At 64.3% G+C, this 18,402-nt stretch carries 15 protein-coding genes; 11 read left to right on the forward strand and 4 right to left on the reverse strand.

Annotation, left to right across the window (positions count from 1 at the left end; translation table 11 throughout):
* Window positions 1–301: 301 nt before the first annotated feature.
* Window positions 302–1,570, forward strand: coding sequence for a cyclopropane-fatty-acyl-phospholipid synthase family protein (locus A9K71_RS23150; RefSeq protein ID WP_067001498.1), 1,269 nt, complete (start codon window positions 302–304; stop codon window positions 1,568–1,570).
* Window positions 1,571–1,581: 11 nt separating this feature from the next.
* Here A9K71_RS23150 and A9K71_RS23155 read toward each other — a convergent pair whose 3' ends face one another.
* The gene (locus A9K71_RS23155; protein WP_067001501.1) at window positions 1,582–2,328 is read right to left on the reverse strand and encodes an MOSC N-terminal beta barrel domain-containing protein; all 747 of its coding nucleotides are present in this window, start codon (window positions 2,326–2,328) and stop codon (window positions 1,582–1,584) included.
* Window positions 2,328–4,283, reverse strand: a complete 1,956-nt coding sequence (gene acs / locus A9K71_RS23160) for an acetate--CoA ligase (RefSeq protein WP_067001503.1) — start codon at window positions 4,281–4,283, stop codon at window positions 2,328–2,330. Before acs ends, A9K71_RS23155 begins: the two co-directional genes overlap by 1 nt.
* 304 nt (window positions 4,284–4,587) lie before the next feature.
* On the opposite strand from acs, the gene A9K71_RS23165 reads away from it, so the two are divergent.
* Window positions 4,588–4,860 carry an aspartate-semialdehyde dehydrogenase gene (locus tag A9K71_RS23165; RefSeq protein WP_067001506.1) on the forward strand — a complete coding sequence of 91 codons (273 nt, stop codon included), beginning with the start codon at window positions 4,588–4,590 and terminating at the stop codon, window positions 4,858–4,860.
* A gap of 266 nt (window positions 4,861–5,126) precedes the next feature.
* On the opposite strand, the gene A9K71_RS23170 is transcribed toward A9K71_RS23165, so the two are convergent.
* A complete protein-coding gene (locus A9K71_RS23170) occupies window positions 5,127–5,789 on the reverse strand; it encodes a YggS family pyridoxal phosphate-dependent enzyme (RefSeq protein ID WP_067002175.1) in 663 nt (220 codons plus the stop codon).
* 146 nt (window positions 5,790–5,935) lie between these two features.
* Between A9K71_RS23170 and leuS the strand changes: the two genes are divergently transcribed.
* Together leuS and lptE are read left to right on the forward strand one after the other, a co-directional pair.
* The gene (leuS, locus tag A9K71_RS23175) at window positions 5,936–8,578 is read left to right on the forward strand and encodes a leucine--tRNA ligase (protein ID WP_067001508.1); all 2,643 of its coding nucleotides are present in this window, start codon (window positions 5,936–5,938) and stop codon (window positions 8,576–8,578) included.
* On the forward strand, window positions 8,565–9,146 hold the full coding sequence (lptE, locus tag A9K71_RS23180; protein WP_067001511.1) for an LPS assembly lipoprotein LptE: 582 nt from the start codon (window positions 8,565–8,567) through the stop codon (window positions 9,144–9,146). The genes leuS and lptE overlap by 14 nt, the downstream gene beginning before the upstream one ends.
* A 92-nt stretch (window positions 9,147–9,238) precedes the next feature.
* Here the strand turns inward: lptE and fsa are convergent, their stop codons facing one another.
* Window positions 9,239–9,895: a fructose-6-phosphate aldolase gene (fsa, locus tag A9K71_RS23185; protein ID WP_067001514.1), complete on the reverse strand. Its 657-nt coding sequence runs from the start codon at window positions 9,893–9,895 to the stop codon at window positions 9,239–9,241.
* A gap of 90 nt (window positions 9,896–9,985) precedes the next feature.
* On the opposite strand from fsa, the gene A9K71_RS23190 reads away from it, so the two are divergent.
* The 7 genes from A9K71_RS23190 (at window position 9,986) to atpD (ending at window position 18,332) form a co-directional block, all read left to right on the forward strand.
* Window positions 9,986–12,169: a primosomal protein N' gene (locus A9K71_RS23190; RefSeq protein WP_067001517.1), complete on the forward strand. Its 2,184-nt coding sequence runs from the start codon at window positions 9,986–9,988 to the stop codon at window positions 12,167–12,169.
* A gap of 34 nt (window positions 12,170–12,203) precedes the next feature.
* Window positions 12,204–12,899: an aspartate/glutamate racemase family protein gene (locus A9K71_RS23195; RefSeq protein WP_067001519.1), complete on the forward strand. Its 696-nt coding sequence runs from the start codon at window positions 12,204–12,206 to the stop codon at window positions 12,897–12,899.
* 125 nt (window positions 12,900–13,024) lie between these two features.
* Window positions 13,025–13,420 carry a DUF4345 family protein gene (locus tag A9K71_RS23200; protein WP_067001523.1) on the forward strand — a complete coding sequence of 132 codons (396 nt, stop codon included), beginning with the start codon at window positions 13,025–13,027 and terminating at the stop codon, window positions 13,418–13,420.
* Window positions 13,421–13,667: 247 nt separating this feature from the next.
* Window positions 13,668–14,228, forward strand: coding sequence for a F0F1 ATP synthase subunit delta (locus A9K71_RS23205; RefSeq protein ID WP_067001525.1), 561 nt, complete (start codon window positions 13,668–13,670; stop codon window positions 14,226–14,228).
* The gene (atpA, locus tag A9K71_RS23210) at window positions 14,228–15,757 is read left to right on the forward strand and encodes a F0F1 ATP synthase subunit alpha (protein WP_067001528.1); all 1,530 of its coding nucleotides are present in this window, start codon (window positions 14,228–14,230) and stop codon (window positions 15,755–15,757) included. The genes A9K71_RS23205 and atpA overlap by 1 nt, the downstream gene beginning before the upstream one ends.
* Before the next feature lie 34 nt (window positions 15,758–15,791).
* Window positions 15,792–16,676, forward strand: coding sequence for a F0F1 ATP synthase subunit gamma (locus A9K71_RS23215; protein WP_067001531.1), 885 nt, complete (start codon window positions 15,792–15,794; stop codon window positions 16,674–16,676).
* 75 nt (window positions 16,677–16,751) lie between these two features.
* Window positions 16,752–18,332 (forward strand): F0F1 ATP synthase subunit beta, encoded by a 1,581-nt coding sequence (atpD, locus tag A9K71_RS23220; protein ID WP_067002177.1) that lies wholly within the window; start codon window positions 16,752–16,754, stop codon window positions 18,330–18,332.
* The last annotated feature ends 70 nt before the right edge of the window (window positions 18,333–18,402 follow it).

The raw sequence follows: 18,402 nt of genomic DNA on the forward strand, positions 1-18,402 counted from the left end.
GTCACCTGCCGCGCGTCTCGCGCCTTAACGGGAAGACTGCTTCCCGGAAGTGCAATCCGCTGAGCTCACGTTATGGAAAACGAAATCACTCGACATCGGATCACCTCCTTTCGGTTTGTTGAACACAGCCAAATGATGGGGTGCGTCGCGGCAAAACACAAGATGACGCTACGGAATGGCCGTGCATCTGGTGAGGATCATCCTCGCGCGATGCTTTTGCGCAACAGATCGGGATTGCGGTCGACGGGCCGGTGGACGACAGTGGCGCTCGAGGGCGGGGTTCGCCTATTGGGAGGTGGGAATGGACGCCGCCGACAGAGCCGCGCGGATCGTACGCAGGGTCGTCGAGACGTTGAAGCCGGGTTTTGCGGTCAGGCTTTGGACCGGCGAGCGGATCGGGCCCGCCGGCGGTCCGGTGCTTGCCATCAACGATCAGGACATCGTCTGGCAACTGGTGCGGCGTCCTGCCTTCTCGACGCTTGTCGAGATGTGGATTTCCAAGACCGTCGACATCGAAGAGGGCACGCTGTTCGACTTCTACGCCGTGCCCTCGCAGGGCAGGCTCAAGACGAAGCTCAGATCATTGCCCAAGCTGGAGATCCTGCGCGACCTGCCGGTGGTGCTGTTCTCGCGAAAACAGATGACGGCGCGCAGCGACCTCTCCGGCCGCAACCCCTATGTCAGCGGGTCGAACAAGGAAGCGATCCAGCATCACTACGACATCTCGAATGCCTTCTACCGGCTCTTCCTTGACGAGCGCATGGTCTATAGCTGTGGGTATTTCAAGGATTTCGCCAACGGCATCGACCAGGCGCAAGTCGACAAGCTGGACCATATCTGCCGCAAGCTCAGGCTGAAGCCCGGCGAAAGGCTGCTCGATATCGGCTGTGGCTGGGGCGCGATGCTGATCCACGCGGCGAAGCATTACGGCGTCGTCGGCCATGGCGTCTCGTTGTCGCGGGCCCAGACGCAGCTTGCCCGCGAGCGCATCCGCGCCGAGGGTCTCGAGGACCGCATCACCATCGAGATCAAATCCTACGCCGAGCTCTCCGGCGCGTTCGACAAGATATCGTCCATCGGCATGTTCGAGCATCTGGGTATCGCCAATCACGACGCCTATTTTTCGGCCGTCCATCGTCTGCTCAAGCCCGGCGGCGTCTATCTGCACCACGCCATCACCAGGCGCAGCAAGGGCGACATCCGCAAGACGTTGCGCAAGGGCCCGGAATACAAGGCGCTGATCAAATACATTTTCCCAGGCGGAGAGCTCGACACGATCGGCATGACGCTCGGCAATCTCGAGGCGCGTGGCTTCCTCGTCCATGATGTCGAGAACCTTCGCGAGCATTATCAGCGCACCTGCCGGCTGTGGGCCGAGCGTCTCCATGCGCGCTTCGACGAGGCGATCGCCGAGGTCGGCGAGGCGAAAGCTCGGCTATGGCTGCTCTATCTCACCGGCTGCTCGATCGCCTTCGAACGCGCCTCGGCGCAGATTTTCCAGACGGTCGCCACCAAGCGCGCGCGCGGACCAAGCGGCCTGCCGCCGACGCGTGAGGATTTGTACCGGTAGGGACAGGCAGGTCAGGCGAACCGCACTTCCGCGCCGATCTCGACGCGTGCCGGCCGGTCGACGGTGCAATAAACGCCGATATTGTGGGCGTTGTAGCGGACCAGGTTGCGCAGGATGCCGGGGTCGTTGTCGAAGCCGTCCTGGGCGATGATGGTGAAGCCGCAGCGGCGGCAGGGCTCGGAGATCGTGAGCAGCAGATCGCCGATCGCGAGCTTGCGGCCGAGCCATTCCGTCTCCGGGAAGGAGCCTTCCACCGGCTCCATGTCGACGACGATGTTGGGGCGGAAGCGGCGCGAATCTGGCACGCCTTGCGGATGCAGCGCCTTCAGCCGCGCCAGCGAGGCGGTGGTGAGCAGATGGATCGGCGTCCTGCTGTATCGCTCGGCCGTCAGCGGGCCGACATAGCCCGGCGCGTGCTCGCGGAAGTAAGGCCGGATCGAGGCGTCGAAGCCAAGAAATCCGGAAAGAACCCGGTCGCTTTCCGGGTCGGGCGCCGGCAGCCAGTCGCCGCCGGGCAAGGCCACTTCGAGCCGGCGGTCTTCGGTCAGCCGGGTGCGGATCAGCGGCACCTTGTGCCATTTCGGTCCGCGGTCCGGCCTGGCGATCTCGCCATCCGACGCATCGACCAGGCCGAACAGCCGGTCGCCGTCGACAGTCGACGTGCCGACGGAGATGGCGTCCAGCCGCTCGCCGGCGAGCGAGCTCGCCGGATAGCGCCAGAGCTGGCTGATGGTGCCGAGTGCGGCCTGCGCGTTCATCAGGCCCTTTTATTCTGTCGGTTGGCAACGAGATCGTCGACCACGGCCGGATCGGCGAGCGTCGAGGTGTCGCCGAGCGCGCCGTAATCGTCCTCGGCGATCTTGCGCAGGATGCGCCGCATGATCTTGCCCGAACGGGTCTTGGGCAGGCCCGGCGCGAACTGGATCTTGTCGGGCGTTGCGATGGCGCCGATCTCCTTGCGGACATGGGCGACAAGCTCCTTGCGCAGATCCTCGCTCGACGTCGTGCCGGACATCAGCGTGACGTAGCAGTAGATTCCCTGACCCTTGATGTCGTGCGGATAGCCGACGACGGCGGCTTCCGAGACCTTGTCGTGGCTGACCAGCGCCGATTCAACTTCCGCCGTGCCCATGCGGTGGCCTGAAACGTTGATGACGTCGTCGACGCGGCCGGTGATCCAGTAGTAGCCGTCGGCGTCACGGCGGCAGCCGTCGCCGGTGAAGTATTTGCCCTTGTAGGTCGAGAAATAGGTCTGCACGAAACGGTCGTGATCGCCATAGACGGTGCGCATCTGGCCGGGCCAGGAATCGGTGATGCAGAGATTGCCGTCGGCCGCGCCTTCCAGCACCTTGCCTTCGCCATCGACCAGCTGCGGCTTGACGCCGAAGAAGGGCCGTGTCGCCGAGCCGGCCTTAAGGTCGGTGGCGCCCGGCAGCGGCGTGATCAGGATGCCGCCGGTCTCGGTCTGCCACCATGTGTCGACGATCGGCACCTTGGCGTTGCCGACGACGTTGAAATACCACTCCCAGGCTTCCGGATTGATCGGCTCGCCGACCGTGCCCAGCACGCGCAGCGACTTGCGCGAGGTCTTCTTCACATGGGAATCGCCGGCGCCCATCAGGGCGCGCAGCGCCGTCGGCGCGGTGTAGAAGATGTTGACCTGGTGTTTGTCGACGACTTCCCAGAAGCGCGACTGCGACGGGTAGTTCGGCACGCCCTCGAACATCAGCGTCGTGGCGCCGTTGGCCAAAGGGCCATAGACGATGTAGCTGTGGCCGGTGACCCAGCCGACATCGGCGGTGCACCAGTAGATGTCGCCGTCATGGTAATCGAAGACATACTGGTGCGTCATCGAAACATAGACGAGATAGCCGGCGGTGGTGTGCAGCACGCCTTTCGGCTTGCCGGTCGAGCCCGAGGTATAGAGGATAAACAACGGGTCCTCCGCCTTCATCTTCTCGGGTTTGCAGTCGGCTTTAACGGTCGCGGCCTCGTCATGGTACCAGACGTCGCGGCCCGGCACCCAGCCGGTCTTGCCGCCGGTGCGTCGCACCACCACCACTTTTTCCACCTTGGTGCCGGCCTTGGCGGCGATGTCGATGGCCTTGTCGGTGTTGTCCTTCAGCGCAATCGGCTTGCCGCCGCGCAGGCCCTCGTCGGCGGTGATGACGATGGTCGACTTGCAGTCGTCGATGCGGCCGGCGAGTGCGTCCGGGGAGAAGCCGCCGAAGACGACCGAATGGATGGCCCCGATGCGCGTGCAGGCAAGCATCGCGTAAGCCGTTTCCGGGATCATCGGCATGTAGATGGTGACGCGGTCGCCCTTCTTGACGCCGTGCTTCTTCAGCACATTGGCGAAGCGGCAGACATGCGCATAGAGCTCGCTATAGGTGATCTTCCTGTCATCGTAGGGATTGTCGCCTTCCCAGATGATGGCGGTCTGGTTGCCGCGCTTCTTCAGATGCCGGTCGATGCAGTTGTAGGAAACGTTGGTCTGGCCGTCCTCGAACCACTTGATCGAGACCTTGCCGTCGAAGGAAGTGTTCTTGACCTTGGTGAAGGGCTTGAACCAGTCGATGCGCTTGCCGTGCTTGCCCCAAAACTTGTCCGGGTTCTTCACGCTGTCGGCATACCATTTGAGATAGGTGTCGTTGTCGATCAGCGCGTTTTTCTTCCACGCCGGCTGGACGCGGTGGACATGGACATCGGACATTTTCTAGCTTTCCTCCGAAACCGCTCCGCCGGCTTGATGTGCCGACGGCATCACGGCGAAGCAGCCGTGAATTCGCGGCATTATTAACAGTTCCGCCGTGACGGCAATATTAGACGTTGGATTCGCGCGGCGGGATGACGCAGGGGCAAGTCCAAACGCCTGTCAGCACTCTCGCCCTAGGGCTGCTAACCGTCTGTTTTTCCGATGGAAAACTTGGGTCTGATGTGCGAAAATCAATAGACGGTTAAGCAACGAGGCGCAGAGTTTCGCGTTGGGAGGAAAGGAGAATCAACTGAGGACGGCAATGCGCCATCATCTCGAAATGGACTTGATGCTCAGCGGCTATGGGCTGACCACGGCCAAGATCCTTTATCACTTCCCAGACCATCCACATCTGCTGCAAAGCTATATCTGGCAGGATTACGACATCGCGCCGGAGTTTCCGGTGCTGATCCGCTTCATCGAATTCTGGAAGACCAAGCTCGACGGCCCGCTGCATTCGGTGACGTACACGCACCAGAAGCTGATCGCGCCGAACGAGTGGCGGAAAGTGGACGGGGAGTTCGTGCTGCACTGAGCGGCGCAGAGGTTCTCTGGACGTCGAACGTTTGGCGGAAACGCCCATTACTCGTTATCCCCGGGCGGAGCAAGGAGCTGCAGCTAATCGCAAACGTTCACGCTTGCCCTGATAGGGACGGCCGTAATGACGTGGCCCCGAGCATTGTGTTCCGCCAAGCTGAATGACGACGGGGGAATAGGAACGGCCCGCTTCATTTCAAGCGCCGGCGAAAGCGTTATCATTGTCGGGTCGGTAACAAGATCGTTACGGAGGTGTCGAGGCGCTTAGCGACTGCCGAAGATCGCCGAGCCCAGCCTGACGCCGGTTGCGCCAAAGGCGATCCCGGTCTCGTAATCGCCGGACATGCCCATCGAGAGCTTCGCGACGCCGGCCTCGCGGGCGATCTTTTCCAAAAGCGCGAAATGCGGGCCCGGATTCTCGTCCGCCGGCGGAATGCACATCAGGCCCTCAATGGCGAGGCCGTGCACGTCGCGGCAGCGTTTGACGAAGGCGACCGCGTCGCGCGGCTCGATGCCGGCCTTCTGCGGCTCGGAGCCGGTGTTGACCTGGACATAGAGTTTCGGCGCCAGGCCTTGCCTGGCGGTCTCCTTGGCAAGCTCGGCGGCGATCTTCTCGCGATCGACGGTCTCGATGACATCGAAAAGCGCCACCGCTTCCTTCGTCTTGTTGGATTGCAGCGGCCCGATCAGGTGCAGCTCGATGTCGGGAAACGCCGCTTTCAGCGCCGGCCATTTACCTTGAGCTTCCTGCACGCGGTTCTCGCCGAAAACACGCTGGCCCGCCTCGATGACCGGGCGGATATCTTCGGCCGCGAAGGTCTTCGAGACCGCGACGAGCATGACGGCGCCGGGCTCACGCTTTGCCTCGCGTTCGGCGCTTGCGATCTTCGCCTTGACCGCGCGAAGCTGTTCGACGGGGCTCGTCATGTCCATATCCTGCCCATAGTTTTAGCACCAACGCCGGATCGCCACAGTTGACGGGTCTGGCAATCCATGGTGAACACCGCGACGACATTGTCTCGGCTGCCGGCTTGCCCAGCGCCGCGCACCCGCTTTTAAGTGAAAAACATCCGATGGCAACCGAACGATACAATCCGCGCACGTCAGAGCCCAAATGGCAGAAGGCCTGGGCCGAAAAGAAGCTGTTCGAGGCCAGGAACGAGGACCCGAAGCCGAAATACTACGTGCTCGAGATGTTCCCTTATCCCTCGGGGAAGATCCATATCGGCCACACCCGCAACTATACGATGGGCGACGTCGTCGCGCGCTACAAGCGGGCCAGGGGCTTCAACGTGCTGCACCCGATGGGTTGGGACGCCTTCGGCATGCCGGCCGAGAACGCAGCGATGCAGAACAAGGTCCATCCCAAGGACTGGACCTACGAAAACATCGCCGTCATGCGCGAGCAGCTCAAGATGATGGGCCTGTCGCTCGACTGGGCGCGCGAATTCGCGACCTGCGACGTCGACTACTACCACCGCCAGCAGATGCTGTTCCTCGACTTCGTCGAGAAGGGGCTGGTGACGCGCAAATCCTCCAAGGTCAATTGGGACCCGGCAGACATGACGGTGCTCGCCAACGAGCAGGTCATCGACGGCCGCGGCTGGCGCTCGGGCGCGCTGGTCGAGCAGCGCGAGTTGACGCAGTGGTTCTTCAAGATCACCGATTTCGCGCAGGACCTCTTGGAGTCGCTCAACCTGCTGGAGGAATGGCCTGAAAAGGTCAAGCTGATGCAGCATAACTGGATCGGCCGCTCGGAAGGGCTGCTGATCCGCTGGCCGCTGGCGGCTGCAAGCTCTGCCAAGATCGGCGGCGACATGCACGAGCTGGAAGTCTACACGACCAGGCCGGACACCATCTTCGGCGCCTCCTTCATGGCGGTCGCGGCGGATCATCCGCTGGCCAAACAAGCCGCCGAGAACAATCCGGCGCTGGCCAAGTTCATCGACGAGGTCCGCCATATGGGCACCTCGGTGGCGGCGCTTGAGACGGCGGAAAAAAAGGGTTTCGATACCGGCATCCGCGTCGTCCATCCTTTCGACGACAGCTGGACGCTGCCTGTCTATGTCGCGAATTTCGTGCTGATGGAGTATGGCACGGGCGCCATCTTCGGCTGCCCGTCGGGCGATCAGCGCGACCTCGACTTCGCCAACAAATACGGCCTGCCCGTAGTCCCGGTAGTGATGCCGGAAGACGGCGACGCCAAGACTTTCCAGATCATCGAGGAGGCCTATGTCGACGACGGCGTGATGATCAATTCGCGCTTCCTCGACGGCATGAAGCCGCAGCGCGCGTTCGACGAGGTGGCGAAGCTGCTCGAACAGAGGACGATCGGCGGCCGGCCGATGGCAGAGCGGAAGGTGAATTTCCGCCTGCGCGATTGGGGCATCTCGCGCCAGCGCTACTGGGGCTGCCCGATCCCGATGATCCACTGCGAGGCCTGCGGCGTGGTGCCGGTGCCGAAGGCCGATCTGCCGGTGAAACTGCCTGACGACATCGAGTTCGACCGTCCGGGCAATCCGCTCGATCGGCATCCGACATGGCGTCACGTGAAATGCCCGCAATGCGGGCGCGACGCGCGGCGCGAGACCGACACGATGGATACGTTCGTCGATTCGTCGTGGTATTTCGCGCGCTTCACCGCCCCCTGGGCAAACGAGCCGACCGAGCCGAAGGCGGCGGACGAGTGGCTGGCGGTGGACCAGTATATCGGCGGCATCGAGCACGCGATCCTGCATCTGCTCTATTCGCGCTTCTTCACACGTGCCATGCGCGAGACCGGCCATTTGAACCTCGCCGAGCCGTTCAAGGGCCTGTTCACGCAAGGCATGGTGGTGCACGAGACCTACCGCGTCGGCGGTCCGTCGACAAATGGGCGCTGGCTGTCGCCGAGCGAGGTCAGGATCGAGGATGCCGGCGGCAAGCGCCGCGCCATCGAGATCGCGACCGGCGAGGAAGCGACGATCGGCGCGCTCGAGAAGATGTCGAAATCGAAGAAGAACACGGTGAGTCCGGAGGAGATCACCGACGGCTACGGGGCCGATACCGCGCGCTGGTTCATGCTGTCGGACTCGCCGCCGGAGCGCGACGTCGAATGGACCGACGAAGGTGCCGCCGGCGCGCATCGCTTCGTGCAGCGCGTCTGGCGCCTGGTGCAGATCGCGGCCGAACAGCTTGCCGACGTGAAGCCGGCCGCGGCGAGCGAAGGCGAGGCAGGTGCCGTTTCCAAGGCCGCGCACAAGATCCTTAAGGCGATCGGCGAGGACATCGAGAAGCTCGGCTTCAACCGGGCTATCGCCCGCATCTACGAGCTTGCCAATGCGCTGGCCGTGCCGCTCAACGACGTCGCCGAAGGCAAGGCTGACGCGGCGCTGAAGGGCGCCTGCCGCGAGGCCGTCGAGATCCTGGTGCATGTGATCGCGCCGGTGATGCCGCATCTGGCCGAGGAATGCTGGGAGGCGTTGGGCGGCACCGAGATGGTCGCCGAACGGCCGTGGCCCGCCTACGATCCGGCCTTGGTCGTCGACAACGAGATCATGCTGCCGGTGCAGGTCAACGGCAAGAAGCGCGGGGATTTGACAATTGCCCGCGACGCGGATCAAGGTGCCGTCGAAAAAGCGGTGCTGGCTCTCGACTTCGTGCAGAAAGCGCTCGATGGTAAAGCCCCGCGCAAGGTGATCATCGTCCCGCAGAGGATCGTCAATGTCGTTGCCTGATCCGGAAAAGTCACAGGCGGCGCGTTTGCTGCGCCGCGCTGCTCTCAGCGGCCTGGTCGCCTCGCTGGCACTGGTCTCCGCCTGCACGGTGCGGCCGCTCTATTCCAGCGCGCCGCTCACCGCCGGCTCGCAGGTCGGGGCCGCCGCCGAGTTGGCCTCGATCTCGATCAAGCCGGTCAGCACCCGCCCTGCACAGCAGGTGCGCAACAACCTGATCTTCGCTTTCGGCCAGGGCTCGGGCGAGCCGGCATCGCCTGCCTATACGCTCGACCTCGGCGTCACCGAGCTTGTCGAGTCGGCGGCCATCGTTCAGGTGCAGACCGAAGAGGACGAGCCGACGGCGGGCACCGTGACCCTCACCGCCAATTATGTGCTCAGAGACGCCGCGACCGGCACTGTGGTCGCGCTCGGCAAGCGCTCGATTCCTTCCTCCTTCGACCGGCCGCGCCAGGAGTTTGCGGCCTACCGGGCGCAGATCGACGCCGAGAACCGCGCCGCCCGCGAGCTCGCCGATCTGCTCAGGCTGGCGATCGCCCAGGACCTGGCCAAGAATGGCAAGAAGGCCTGAGCTGGTCTCTGGGCGCCGCCGCGCTATTCCCCTATTCGAGGCAATAAAAAAGGCCAGGTTACCCCCGGCCTTTTGTTGTCTGCTCTCCGGCCTCAGCCAATCTTCTGGCCGGTCTTGGCCCAGTCTGCGAGGAAGGCGGCGAGGCCCTTGTCGGTGAGCGGATGGTTGACCAGCGCCTTCAACGTCGCCGGCGGCGCGGTCACGATATCGGCGCCGATCAAAGCCGCCTGCTTGACGTGGTTCACCGTACGCACGGAAGCGGTCAGGATCTCGGTCTTGAAATCGTAATTGTCGTAGATGGTGCGGATTTCCGAGATCAGCTCCATGCCGTCCGAGCCGGTGTCGTCGATGCGGCCGACGAAGGGCGAGATGAAGGAGGCGCCGGCCTTGGCGGCAAGCAGCGCCTGGTTGGCCGAGAAGCAGAGCGTGACGTTGACCATGCGGTTCATCTCGGTGCGGATCGTCTTGCAGGCCTTCAGACCATCCAGCGTCAGCGGCACCTTGATGGCCACATTCGGTGCGATCTTGGCCAGCACCTCGGCCTCGGCCATCATCTGCTTGTACTCGGTCGCCACGACCTCGGCCGAGACCGGGCCTTCGACAATGTCGCAGATCTGCTTGGTGACCTCGGCGATCTTGCCGCCCGATTTCAGGATCAGCGACGGGTTGGTGGTGACGCCATCGAGCAGCCCCAGATCGTGCAGCTCCTTAATTTCCTTGATGTCAGCGGTATCGACAAAAAACTTCATGGCTGTCTCCTTGGGGATTGCCTGACGCCGGCCAGGCAGATGCGGGGGTCCCCTTTGATCTAGAGCAAAGTCGGGGCAAGGTCACGCCCGATGATCGAAGATTCGCCCTTTGTCGCGGCCGCGCCGGTGCTGGTGCCGATGCCGGCCGAACGGCCCTACACTTATGCCGTGCCGCCAGGCATGCGCGTGGTGCCGGGCTCGATCGTGCGCGTGCCGCTAGGGCCGCGGCAGGTCGCCGGCATCGTCTGGGACGCCGTCGTCGAATCCGTCGATCCGAAAAAGCTGCGGCCGATTGAGGAGGTCTTCGACTGCCCGCCGATCGACAAGGCCATGCGCCGTTTCGTCGACTGGATCGCCCAATACACGCTGTCGGCGCCCGGCATGGTGGCGCGGATGTTGTTGAGGGCGCCGGAAGCTTTCGACCCGGAGCCGTGGATCGAAGGCCTGCAGCGCACGCTTGCCGAGCCCGACCGATTGACCGACGCGCGACGCCGCGTGCTGGAGACGGCCGAAGGCGGGCTTGCCTGGACGCGCTCCGGTCTCGCCCATGCGGCGGGTGTCTCCTCGACCGTCGTCGATGGCTTGAGGGCACAAGGCGTGTTCGAGACGGTGATGATCCCGCCAAGGCCGGTGGTCGCCGCACCCGATCCGGGCCATGCCGTGCCGGATTTGATGCCGGACCAGAAGGCGGCGGCCGAGAAGCTGCGCGCGGCGATCGCCGCCGACGCCTTCAACGTCACCCTGCTCGACGGCGTCACCGGATCGGGCAAGACGGAAGTCTATTTCGAGGCGGTGGCGGCGGCGCTCGACAAGGGCAAGCAGGTGCTGATCCTGCTGCCGGAGATCGCGCTGACGCACGCTTTTCTCGAACGCTTCCAGGACCGCTTCGGCGCCAAACCGGCGGAGTGGCATTCGGACCTGCCGCCCCGGATGCGCGAACGCGTCTGGCGGCAGGTGGCGGAGGGTGGCGTGCGCGTCGTCGCCGGGGCGCGTTCGGCGCTGTTTTTGCCGTTCAAGGAGCTAGGCCTGATTGTTGTCGACGAGGAGCATGACCCGGCTTACAAGCAAGAAGACCGCGTCTTCTATAATGCGCGCGACATGGCGGTGGTGCGCGGCCATATCGGCGCTTTCCCGGTCGTGCTCGCCTCGGCGACGCCGTCGGTCGAGAGCCGGGTCAACGCCAGCCAGGGCCGCTATCACCGCGCGGTGCTGTCGGCGCGTTTTGCCGAGGCAGCGCTCCCCGACCTGAAATCGATCGACATGCGGCGCGCGCCGCCGGCGCGCGGCGGTTTCCTGTCGCCTCTCCTTCTGGAGCAGATGCAGCGCACGCTGGAGAGACGAGAGCAGTCGCTGCTCTTTCTCAACCGGCGCGGCTATGCGCCGCTGACGCTCTGCCGCGTCTGCGGCCATCGCTTCGGCTGCCCGGTCTGCTCGGCCTGGCTGGTCGAGCATCGCTTTCGCGGCCAGCTCGTTTGCCATCATTGCGGCCACAATGAGCGGCGGCCGGAAGCCTGCCCGGAATGCGGCACGCTCGATCATCTGGTCGCCTGCGGGCCGGGCGTCGAGCGCATCGCCGAGGAAGTGGTGGCGCATTTCCCGGAAGCCCGCACGATCGTATTGTCGTCCGATCTCTTGGGCGGCGTGCGCCGGCTGCGGCTCGAGCTCGAGGCCGTCGCCAATGGCGAGGCCGATATCGTGATCGGCACGCAGCTCGTCGCCAAGGGTCACAACTTCCCCGGCATGACGCTGGTCGGCGTGGTCGACGCCGACCTCGGCCTCGCCAATGGCGATCCGCGCGCCGCAGAGCGTACCTTCCAGCTGCTCAGCCAGGTGACCGGGCGCGCCGGCCGCACCGGCAAGAAGAGCCTCGGCCTGCTGCAGACCTACCAGCCCGACCATCCGGTGATGCGGGCGATCGTCTCCGGTGATTCGGAAGCTTTTTACGAGCGCGAAATCGCCGAGCGCGAGCGGGCCGCACTGCCACCGTTCGGCCGGCTCGCCGGCATCATCGTCAGTGCCGCGACGCGAGGGGAGGCCGAAAGCCATGCGCGGGGCTTGCGGCGCGCGGCGCCTACAGCCTCCGATCTCTTCGTGCTCGGACCGGCCGAGGCGCCGCTGTCGCTGATCGGCGGCCGCCACCGCTTCCGCTTGCTTGTCCAGGGCGAGCGGCGCGCCGACATGCAGGGTTTTATTCGAGCCATGCTGGCGGAGGGGCCGAAGCTGCGCGGCTCCGTCAGGGTGCAGGTCGACATCGACCCGCAGAGCTTCCTATAAGCGAGAAAGACTGCCCCAACGGAGTGCTCGCTTTATGAAAACCCTCGGCCTTATCGGCGGCATGAGCTGGGAATCGACGGCGATCTACTACCGACTGCTCAACGAGATCGTGCGCGAGCGGCTGGGCGGGCTGCATTCGGCGAAGCTGCTCCTGTGGTCGTTCGACTTCGCCGAGATCGCCGAACGCCAGCATGCCGGCGACTGGGACGGCGCCGGCGTCCTTCTGGTGAAAGCCGCGCGAAAGCTGGAGGCCGGCGGCGCCGAGGGCCTGGTGATCTGCACCAACACCATGCACAAACTCGCCGACACGGTGCAGGCGGCCATCTCGATTCCGCTCATCCATATCGCCGACGCAACCGGACACGCTGTTGTCGCCGCAGGCGTGAAGCGGTCGGCGCTGCTAGCGACACGCTTCACCATGGAGCAGGATTTCTACAAAGGACGGCTCGCCGACAAATACGGCCTGCAGCCGGTCGTGCCCGGCCAGGCCGGCCGCGACATGGTGCACCGGATTATCTATGATGAGCTCTGCCAGGGTATCGTCAAAGCCGACTCGAAGTCCGCTTATGTCGAGGAAGTCGGCCGTCTGCGGCGCGACGAAAAGATCGACGGCCTCATCATGGGCTGCACCGAGATCACCATGCTGATCGGCCAGGGCGATTTCGACATGCCGGTGTTCGACACCACGCGCATCCATGCCGAGGCAGCGATCGAGTTCGCATTGTCCTGATCGGGCGCTCTTCTGACGCTTCTTCTCTTGCGTCTTTTCAAATGTGCCGGCCGCCATCTGGCGCGCGGATTTTCCTCGGCTAGAATGCCGGCAATTTCAGAACAAGACTTTCCGAGGGGGATCAGATGGAGTTCGCGTTTTCGTGGCCGGCGAGCCAGGGCGAGTGGCTGGCATGGTCGAGCGCCGTCGTGACGCTGCTCATCGGCCTCGTCCTGTTCCTGGCGCCGAACCTCGCCTTCCGCATCCTGCGCCTGCAAGCGAAGCCGGAGAAAGCGGCGGCGATCGCCGAAGGGCGCGGCCGCATGTCGGGCTTCTACCTCGGCGTCAGCCTGTGCTGCATCCTGCTCGCGCAGCCGCTGCTCTATATGGCGCTCGGCTTCTCATGGCTGTTCACCGCTTTCGGCCGGCTTTTGTCGATGATGTCGGACGGCGCCAACACACCTTTCAACTGGGCTTCCATCGTGGTTGAATTGGCCCTGGCGGCGCTGCCGCTTGCCTTCGCCTTCGGCTTCGTGCCGTGAATTCGTGACTAATCCGCCGCTCAGGCTCGGCCTTCGCCGCCTGATGCGACAAAAGTGCCTGAAAACCATGCCGGACGATGCATTGCGGTCTCAAAAGGCCTGTGCTAGACGGCAATCGACTTTCGGCCGGGGATAGCGGAAGCCATCCCTCCGTGCTTGGAAAAATCGCAGTAAGGTCAAAGATTTAGCCAGAGTTTTCGCTCGCGCCAACAATCTGCGGCCTGTCAGACAAGAGAAAAGACGGTCCGTGGCCCAATCGTCATCGCCAATCTCAGCTGTCGCAGAGCGCTATGCAAGCTCGCTGTTCGAGCTCGCGCTGCAGGAAAATTCGGTCGCCCAGGTCGAGGCCGACCTCAACGATTTCGAGGCGATGCTCAACGGCAGCGCCGTCCTTGCCCGGCTCATCAACAGCCCGGTGTTCTCCAGCGACGATCAGGCCAAGGCGATCGGCGCGATCATCTCTAGAGCCAACATCACCGGCCTCGTCGGCAATTTCCTGCGCGTCGTCGCCCGCAACCGCCGCCTGTTCGCCGTGCCCGGCATGATCAAGGCGTTCCGCCAGATTGCCGCCGACCACCGCGGCGAGGCGTCCGCCGAAGTCACCTCCGCGCATGCGCTGACGGATGCGCAGCAGGCCGAACTCAAGGCGACGCTGACGGGCATCGCCGGCAAGGACGTGGCCATCGCCATGACCGTCGACCCGTCGCTGCTCGGCGGCTTGATCGTCAAGATGGGCTCGCGCCAGATCGATACGTCGCTCAAAACCAAACTCAATTCGCTCAAGCTTGCACTGAAAGAGGTCGGCTGATGGACATCCGCGCCGCGGAAATTTCCGCAATTCTGAAAGACCAGATCAAGAATTTCGGCAAGGAGGCCGAGGTCTCCGAAGTCGGCCAGGTTCTGTCCGTCGGTGACGGCATTGCCCGCGTCTACGGGCTCGACAACGTCCAGGCCGGCGAGATGGTCGAATTCCCGGGCGGCATCCGCGGCATGGCGCTGAACCTCGAAGCCGATAATGTCGGCGTCGTCATCTTCGGCAACGACCGTGACATCAAGGAAGGCGACACCGTCAAGCGCACCGGCGCCATCGTCGATGTTCCGGTCGGTCCCGGCCTGCTCGGCCGCGTGGTCGACGCGCTCGGCAATCCGATCGACGGCAAGGGCCCGATCCAGGCGACCGAACGCCGCCGCGTCGACGTCAAGGCGCCCGGCATCATTCCGCGCAAGTCGGTGCATGAGCCGATGTCGACCGGCCTCAAGGCCATCGACGCGCTGATCCCGGTCGGCCGCGGTCAGCGCGAGCTGGTCATCGGCGACCGTCAGACCGGTAAGACCGCCATCATCCTCGACACGATGCTGAACCAGAAGTCGGTGCACGACAACGGCCCGGAGAAGGAGAAGCTCTACTGCGTCTACGTCGCCGTCGGCCAGAAGCGCTCGACCGTCGCGCAGTTCGTCAAGGTGCTGGAGGAGCGCGGCGCGCTCGACTACTCCATCATCATCGCCGCGACTGCGTCGGATCCGGCGCCGATGCAGTTCCTGGCGCCGTTCGCCGGCTGCACCATGGGCGAATATTTCCGCGACAACGGCATGCATGCCCTCATCAGCTATGACGACCTGTCGAAGCAGGCCGTCGCCTACCGCCAGATGTCACTGCTGCTGCGCCGCCCGCCGGGTCGCGAAGCCTATCCGGGCGACGTGTTCTATCTGCATTCGCGCCTGCTGGAGCGCGCCGCGAAGCTCAATGACGATAATGGCAACGGCTCGCTGACCGCGCTGCCGATCATCGAGACGCAGGCCAACGACGTGTCGGCCTACATCCCGACCAACGTGATCTCGATCACCGACGGCCAGATCTTCCTCGAGACCAACCTCTTCTTCCAGGGCATCCGCCCGGCGGTGAACGTCGGTCTGTCGGTGTCGCGCGTCGGCTCCTCGGCGCAGGTCAAGGCGATGAAGCAGGTCGCCGGCTCGATCAAGGGCGAGCTCGCGCAGTACCGCGAAATGGCGGCCTTCGCGCAGTTCGGCTCCGACCTCGACGCCGCCACCCAGCGTCTGCTCAATCGCGGTTCGCGCCTGACGGAGCTCCTGAAGCAGCCGCAGTTCTCGCCGCTCAAGACCGAAGAGCAGGTCGCGGTGATCTTCGCCGGCGTCAATGGCTATCTCGACAAGCTGGCGCTGAACCAGGTCGGCAAGTTCGAGCATGGCCTGCTCAGCCACATGCGCTCGGCCGGCAAGGACGTGCTCGACGGCATCCGCAAGGAGAAGGCGCTGTCGGACGACCTGCGCGGCAAGCTCAAGGCCGAGATCGACGCCTTCGCCAAGACCTTCGCTTAACGAGCAGCCGGACGCACGGGATCAGGTTTGAAGCATGCCTTCATTAAAAGACCTTCGTAACCGTATCGCCTCGGTCAAGGCGACGCAGAAGATCACCAAGGCGATGCAGATGGTCGCCGCGGCGAAGCTGCGTCGCGCGCAGGAAGCGGCCGAAGCGGCGCGTCCCTATTCCGAGCGGATGGGGGCGGTGCTGGCCAACATCACCCAGGCGATCGGCGGCGGCGGCGATGCCCCGGCGCTGATGACGGGCACCGGCAGGGACGACGTGCATCTGCTCATCGTCTGCACCGCCGAGCGCGGCCTGTGCGGCGGCTTCAATTCCCAGATCGCGCGCCTGGCCCGCGAGCATATTCGTAAGCTTCTCGCCGACGGCAAGCAGGTCAAGATCATCTGCGTCGGCAAGAAGGGTTTTGACATCCTGCGCCGCGAGTACGGCTCGCTGATCCTCGAGCGCGTCGACCTGCGCGAGGTCAAGACGCTCGGCTTCGTCAATGCCGATGCGATCGCGCGCAAGGTGATCAACCTGTTCAACCAGGGCGGCTTCGACGTCTGCACGCTGTTCTATTCGCAGTTCAAGTCGGTGATCAGCCAGATTCCGACGGCGCAGCAGATCATCCCGGCGGCCCCGGCTTCCGCCGCTGCCGAGACGAGCAACGGCGCCACGGCCGTCTACGAATACGAGCCGGAGCCGGGCGAGATCCTCTCCGACCTCATCCCGCGCAACATCGCGGTGCAGATCTTCCGCGCGCTGCTGGAAAACGCGGCCGGCGAGATGGGCGCTAAGATGAGCGCGATGGACAATGCGACGCGCAACGCCGGCGACATGATCAACAGGCTGTCGATCACCTACAATCGCCAGCGGCAGGCGCAGATCACCAAGGAACTCATCGAAATCATTTCGGGCGCCGAGGCGCTCTAGGCGCGCCCCGCCGCCGAGGCCATCGACCTCGCGGCAGACGGCGTGAGCAACAGACAGACGAAAAGGGCAAAGACGATGGCGAAAGCAGCTACCCCGAAGACCGCCGCCAAGGCGGCACCGGCCCCCAAGGCGGCAAAGGCTCCGGCAGCAGCCGCGAATGCCGCTCCGGCCAAGAAGGCGGCCGCTCCGGCCAAGGCAGCGGCTCCGGCGAAGGCGGCCAGCGTTGCGGCGAAGCGGGTCGGCGCCGCCGGCAAGGTGCGCCAGGTCATCGGCGCCGTCGTCGACGTCCAGTTCGAAGATCATTTGCCGGCCATTCTGAATGCGCTGGAAACCGACAATGTCGGCAACCGCCTGGTCCTCGAAGTCGCCCAGCATCTCGGCGAGAACACCGTGCGCTGCATCGCCATGGACTCGACCGAAGGTCTCGTGCGCGGCCAGGATGTCTATGACACCGGCGGACCGATTTCGGTGCCGGTCGGCCCGGGCATGCTCGGCCGCATCATCAACGTCATCGGCGAGCCGGTCGACGAGGCCGGCCCCGTCGACGCCGTCGAAATGCGCGCCATCCACCAGCCGGCTCCGGCCTATGTCGACCAGTCGACCGAAGCGCAGATCCTGGTCACCGGCATCAAGGTTCTCGACCTGCTGGCGCCTTATGCCCGCGGCGGCAAGATCGGCCTGTTCGGCGGCGCCGGCGTCGGCAAGACCGTGCTGATCCAGGAGCTGATCAACAACGTCGCCAAGGCCCACGGCGGCTTCTCGGTGTTCGCCGGCGTCGGCGAGCGCACCCGCGAAGGCAACGACCTCTATCACGAGTTTATCGAATCGGGCGTCAACAAGAAGGGCGGCGGCCAGGGCTCGAAGGCCGCGCTGGTGTACGGCCAGATGAACGAGCCGCCGGGCGCGCGCGCCCGCGTCGGCCTGACCGGCCTCACCGTCGCCGAGTATTTCCGCGACCAGGGCCAGGACGTGCTGTTCTTCGTCGACAACATCTTCCGCTTCACTCAGGCGGGATCGGAAGTGTCGGCGCTGCTCGGCCGCATCCCCTCGGCCGTGGGCTATCAGCCGACGCTCGCCACCGACATGGGCGCGCTGCAGGAGCGCATCACGACCACGACCAAGGGTTCGATCACCTCGGTGCAGGCCATCTACGTTCCGGCCGACGACTTGACCGACCCGGCGCCGGCCACGTCCTTCGCCCACCTCGACGCCACGACCGTGCTCAACCGCGCGATCTCGGAAAAGGGCATCTACCCGGCCGTTGATCCGCTCGACTCGACCTCGCGTATGCTCGACCCGATGGTCGTCGGCGAGGAGCACTACCAGGTCGCCCGCCAGGTGCAGTCGATCCTGCAGCGCTACAAGTCGCTGCAGGACATCATCGCCATCCTTGGCATGGACGAGCTGTCGGAAGAGGACAAGCAGACCGTTGCCCGCGCCCGCAAGATCGAGCGCTTCCTGTCGCAGCCGTTCTTCGTCGCCGAAGTGTTCACGGGCTCGCCGGGCAAGCTGGTCGACCTCGCCGACACCATCAAGGGCTTCAAGGGCCTTTGCGCCGGAGATTACGACCATCTGCCCGAAGCCGCCTTCTACATGGTCGGCGGCATCGAGGAAGCGGTCGAGAAGGCGCAGCGCCTGGCGGCTGAAGCGGCGTAAAGAAGCGAATAGCGAATAGGGAGTAGCGAATAGGGATCAGTGGGCCGGCCGAGTTTTTCACTACTCGCTA

The sequence above is a fragment of the Mesorhizobium sp. WSM3873 genome (assembly GCF_001672445.1).
Taxonomy (GTDB): Bacteria; Pseudomonadota; Alphaproteobacteria; order Rhizobiales; family Rhizobiaceae; genus Mesorhizobium.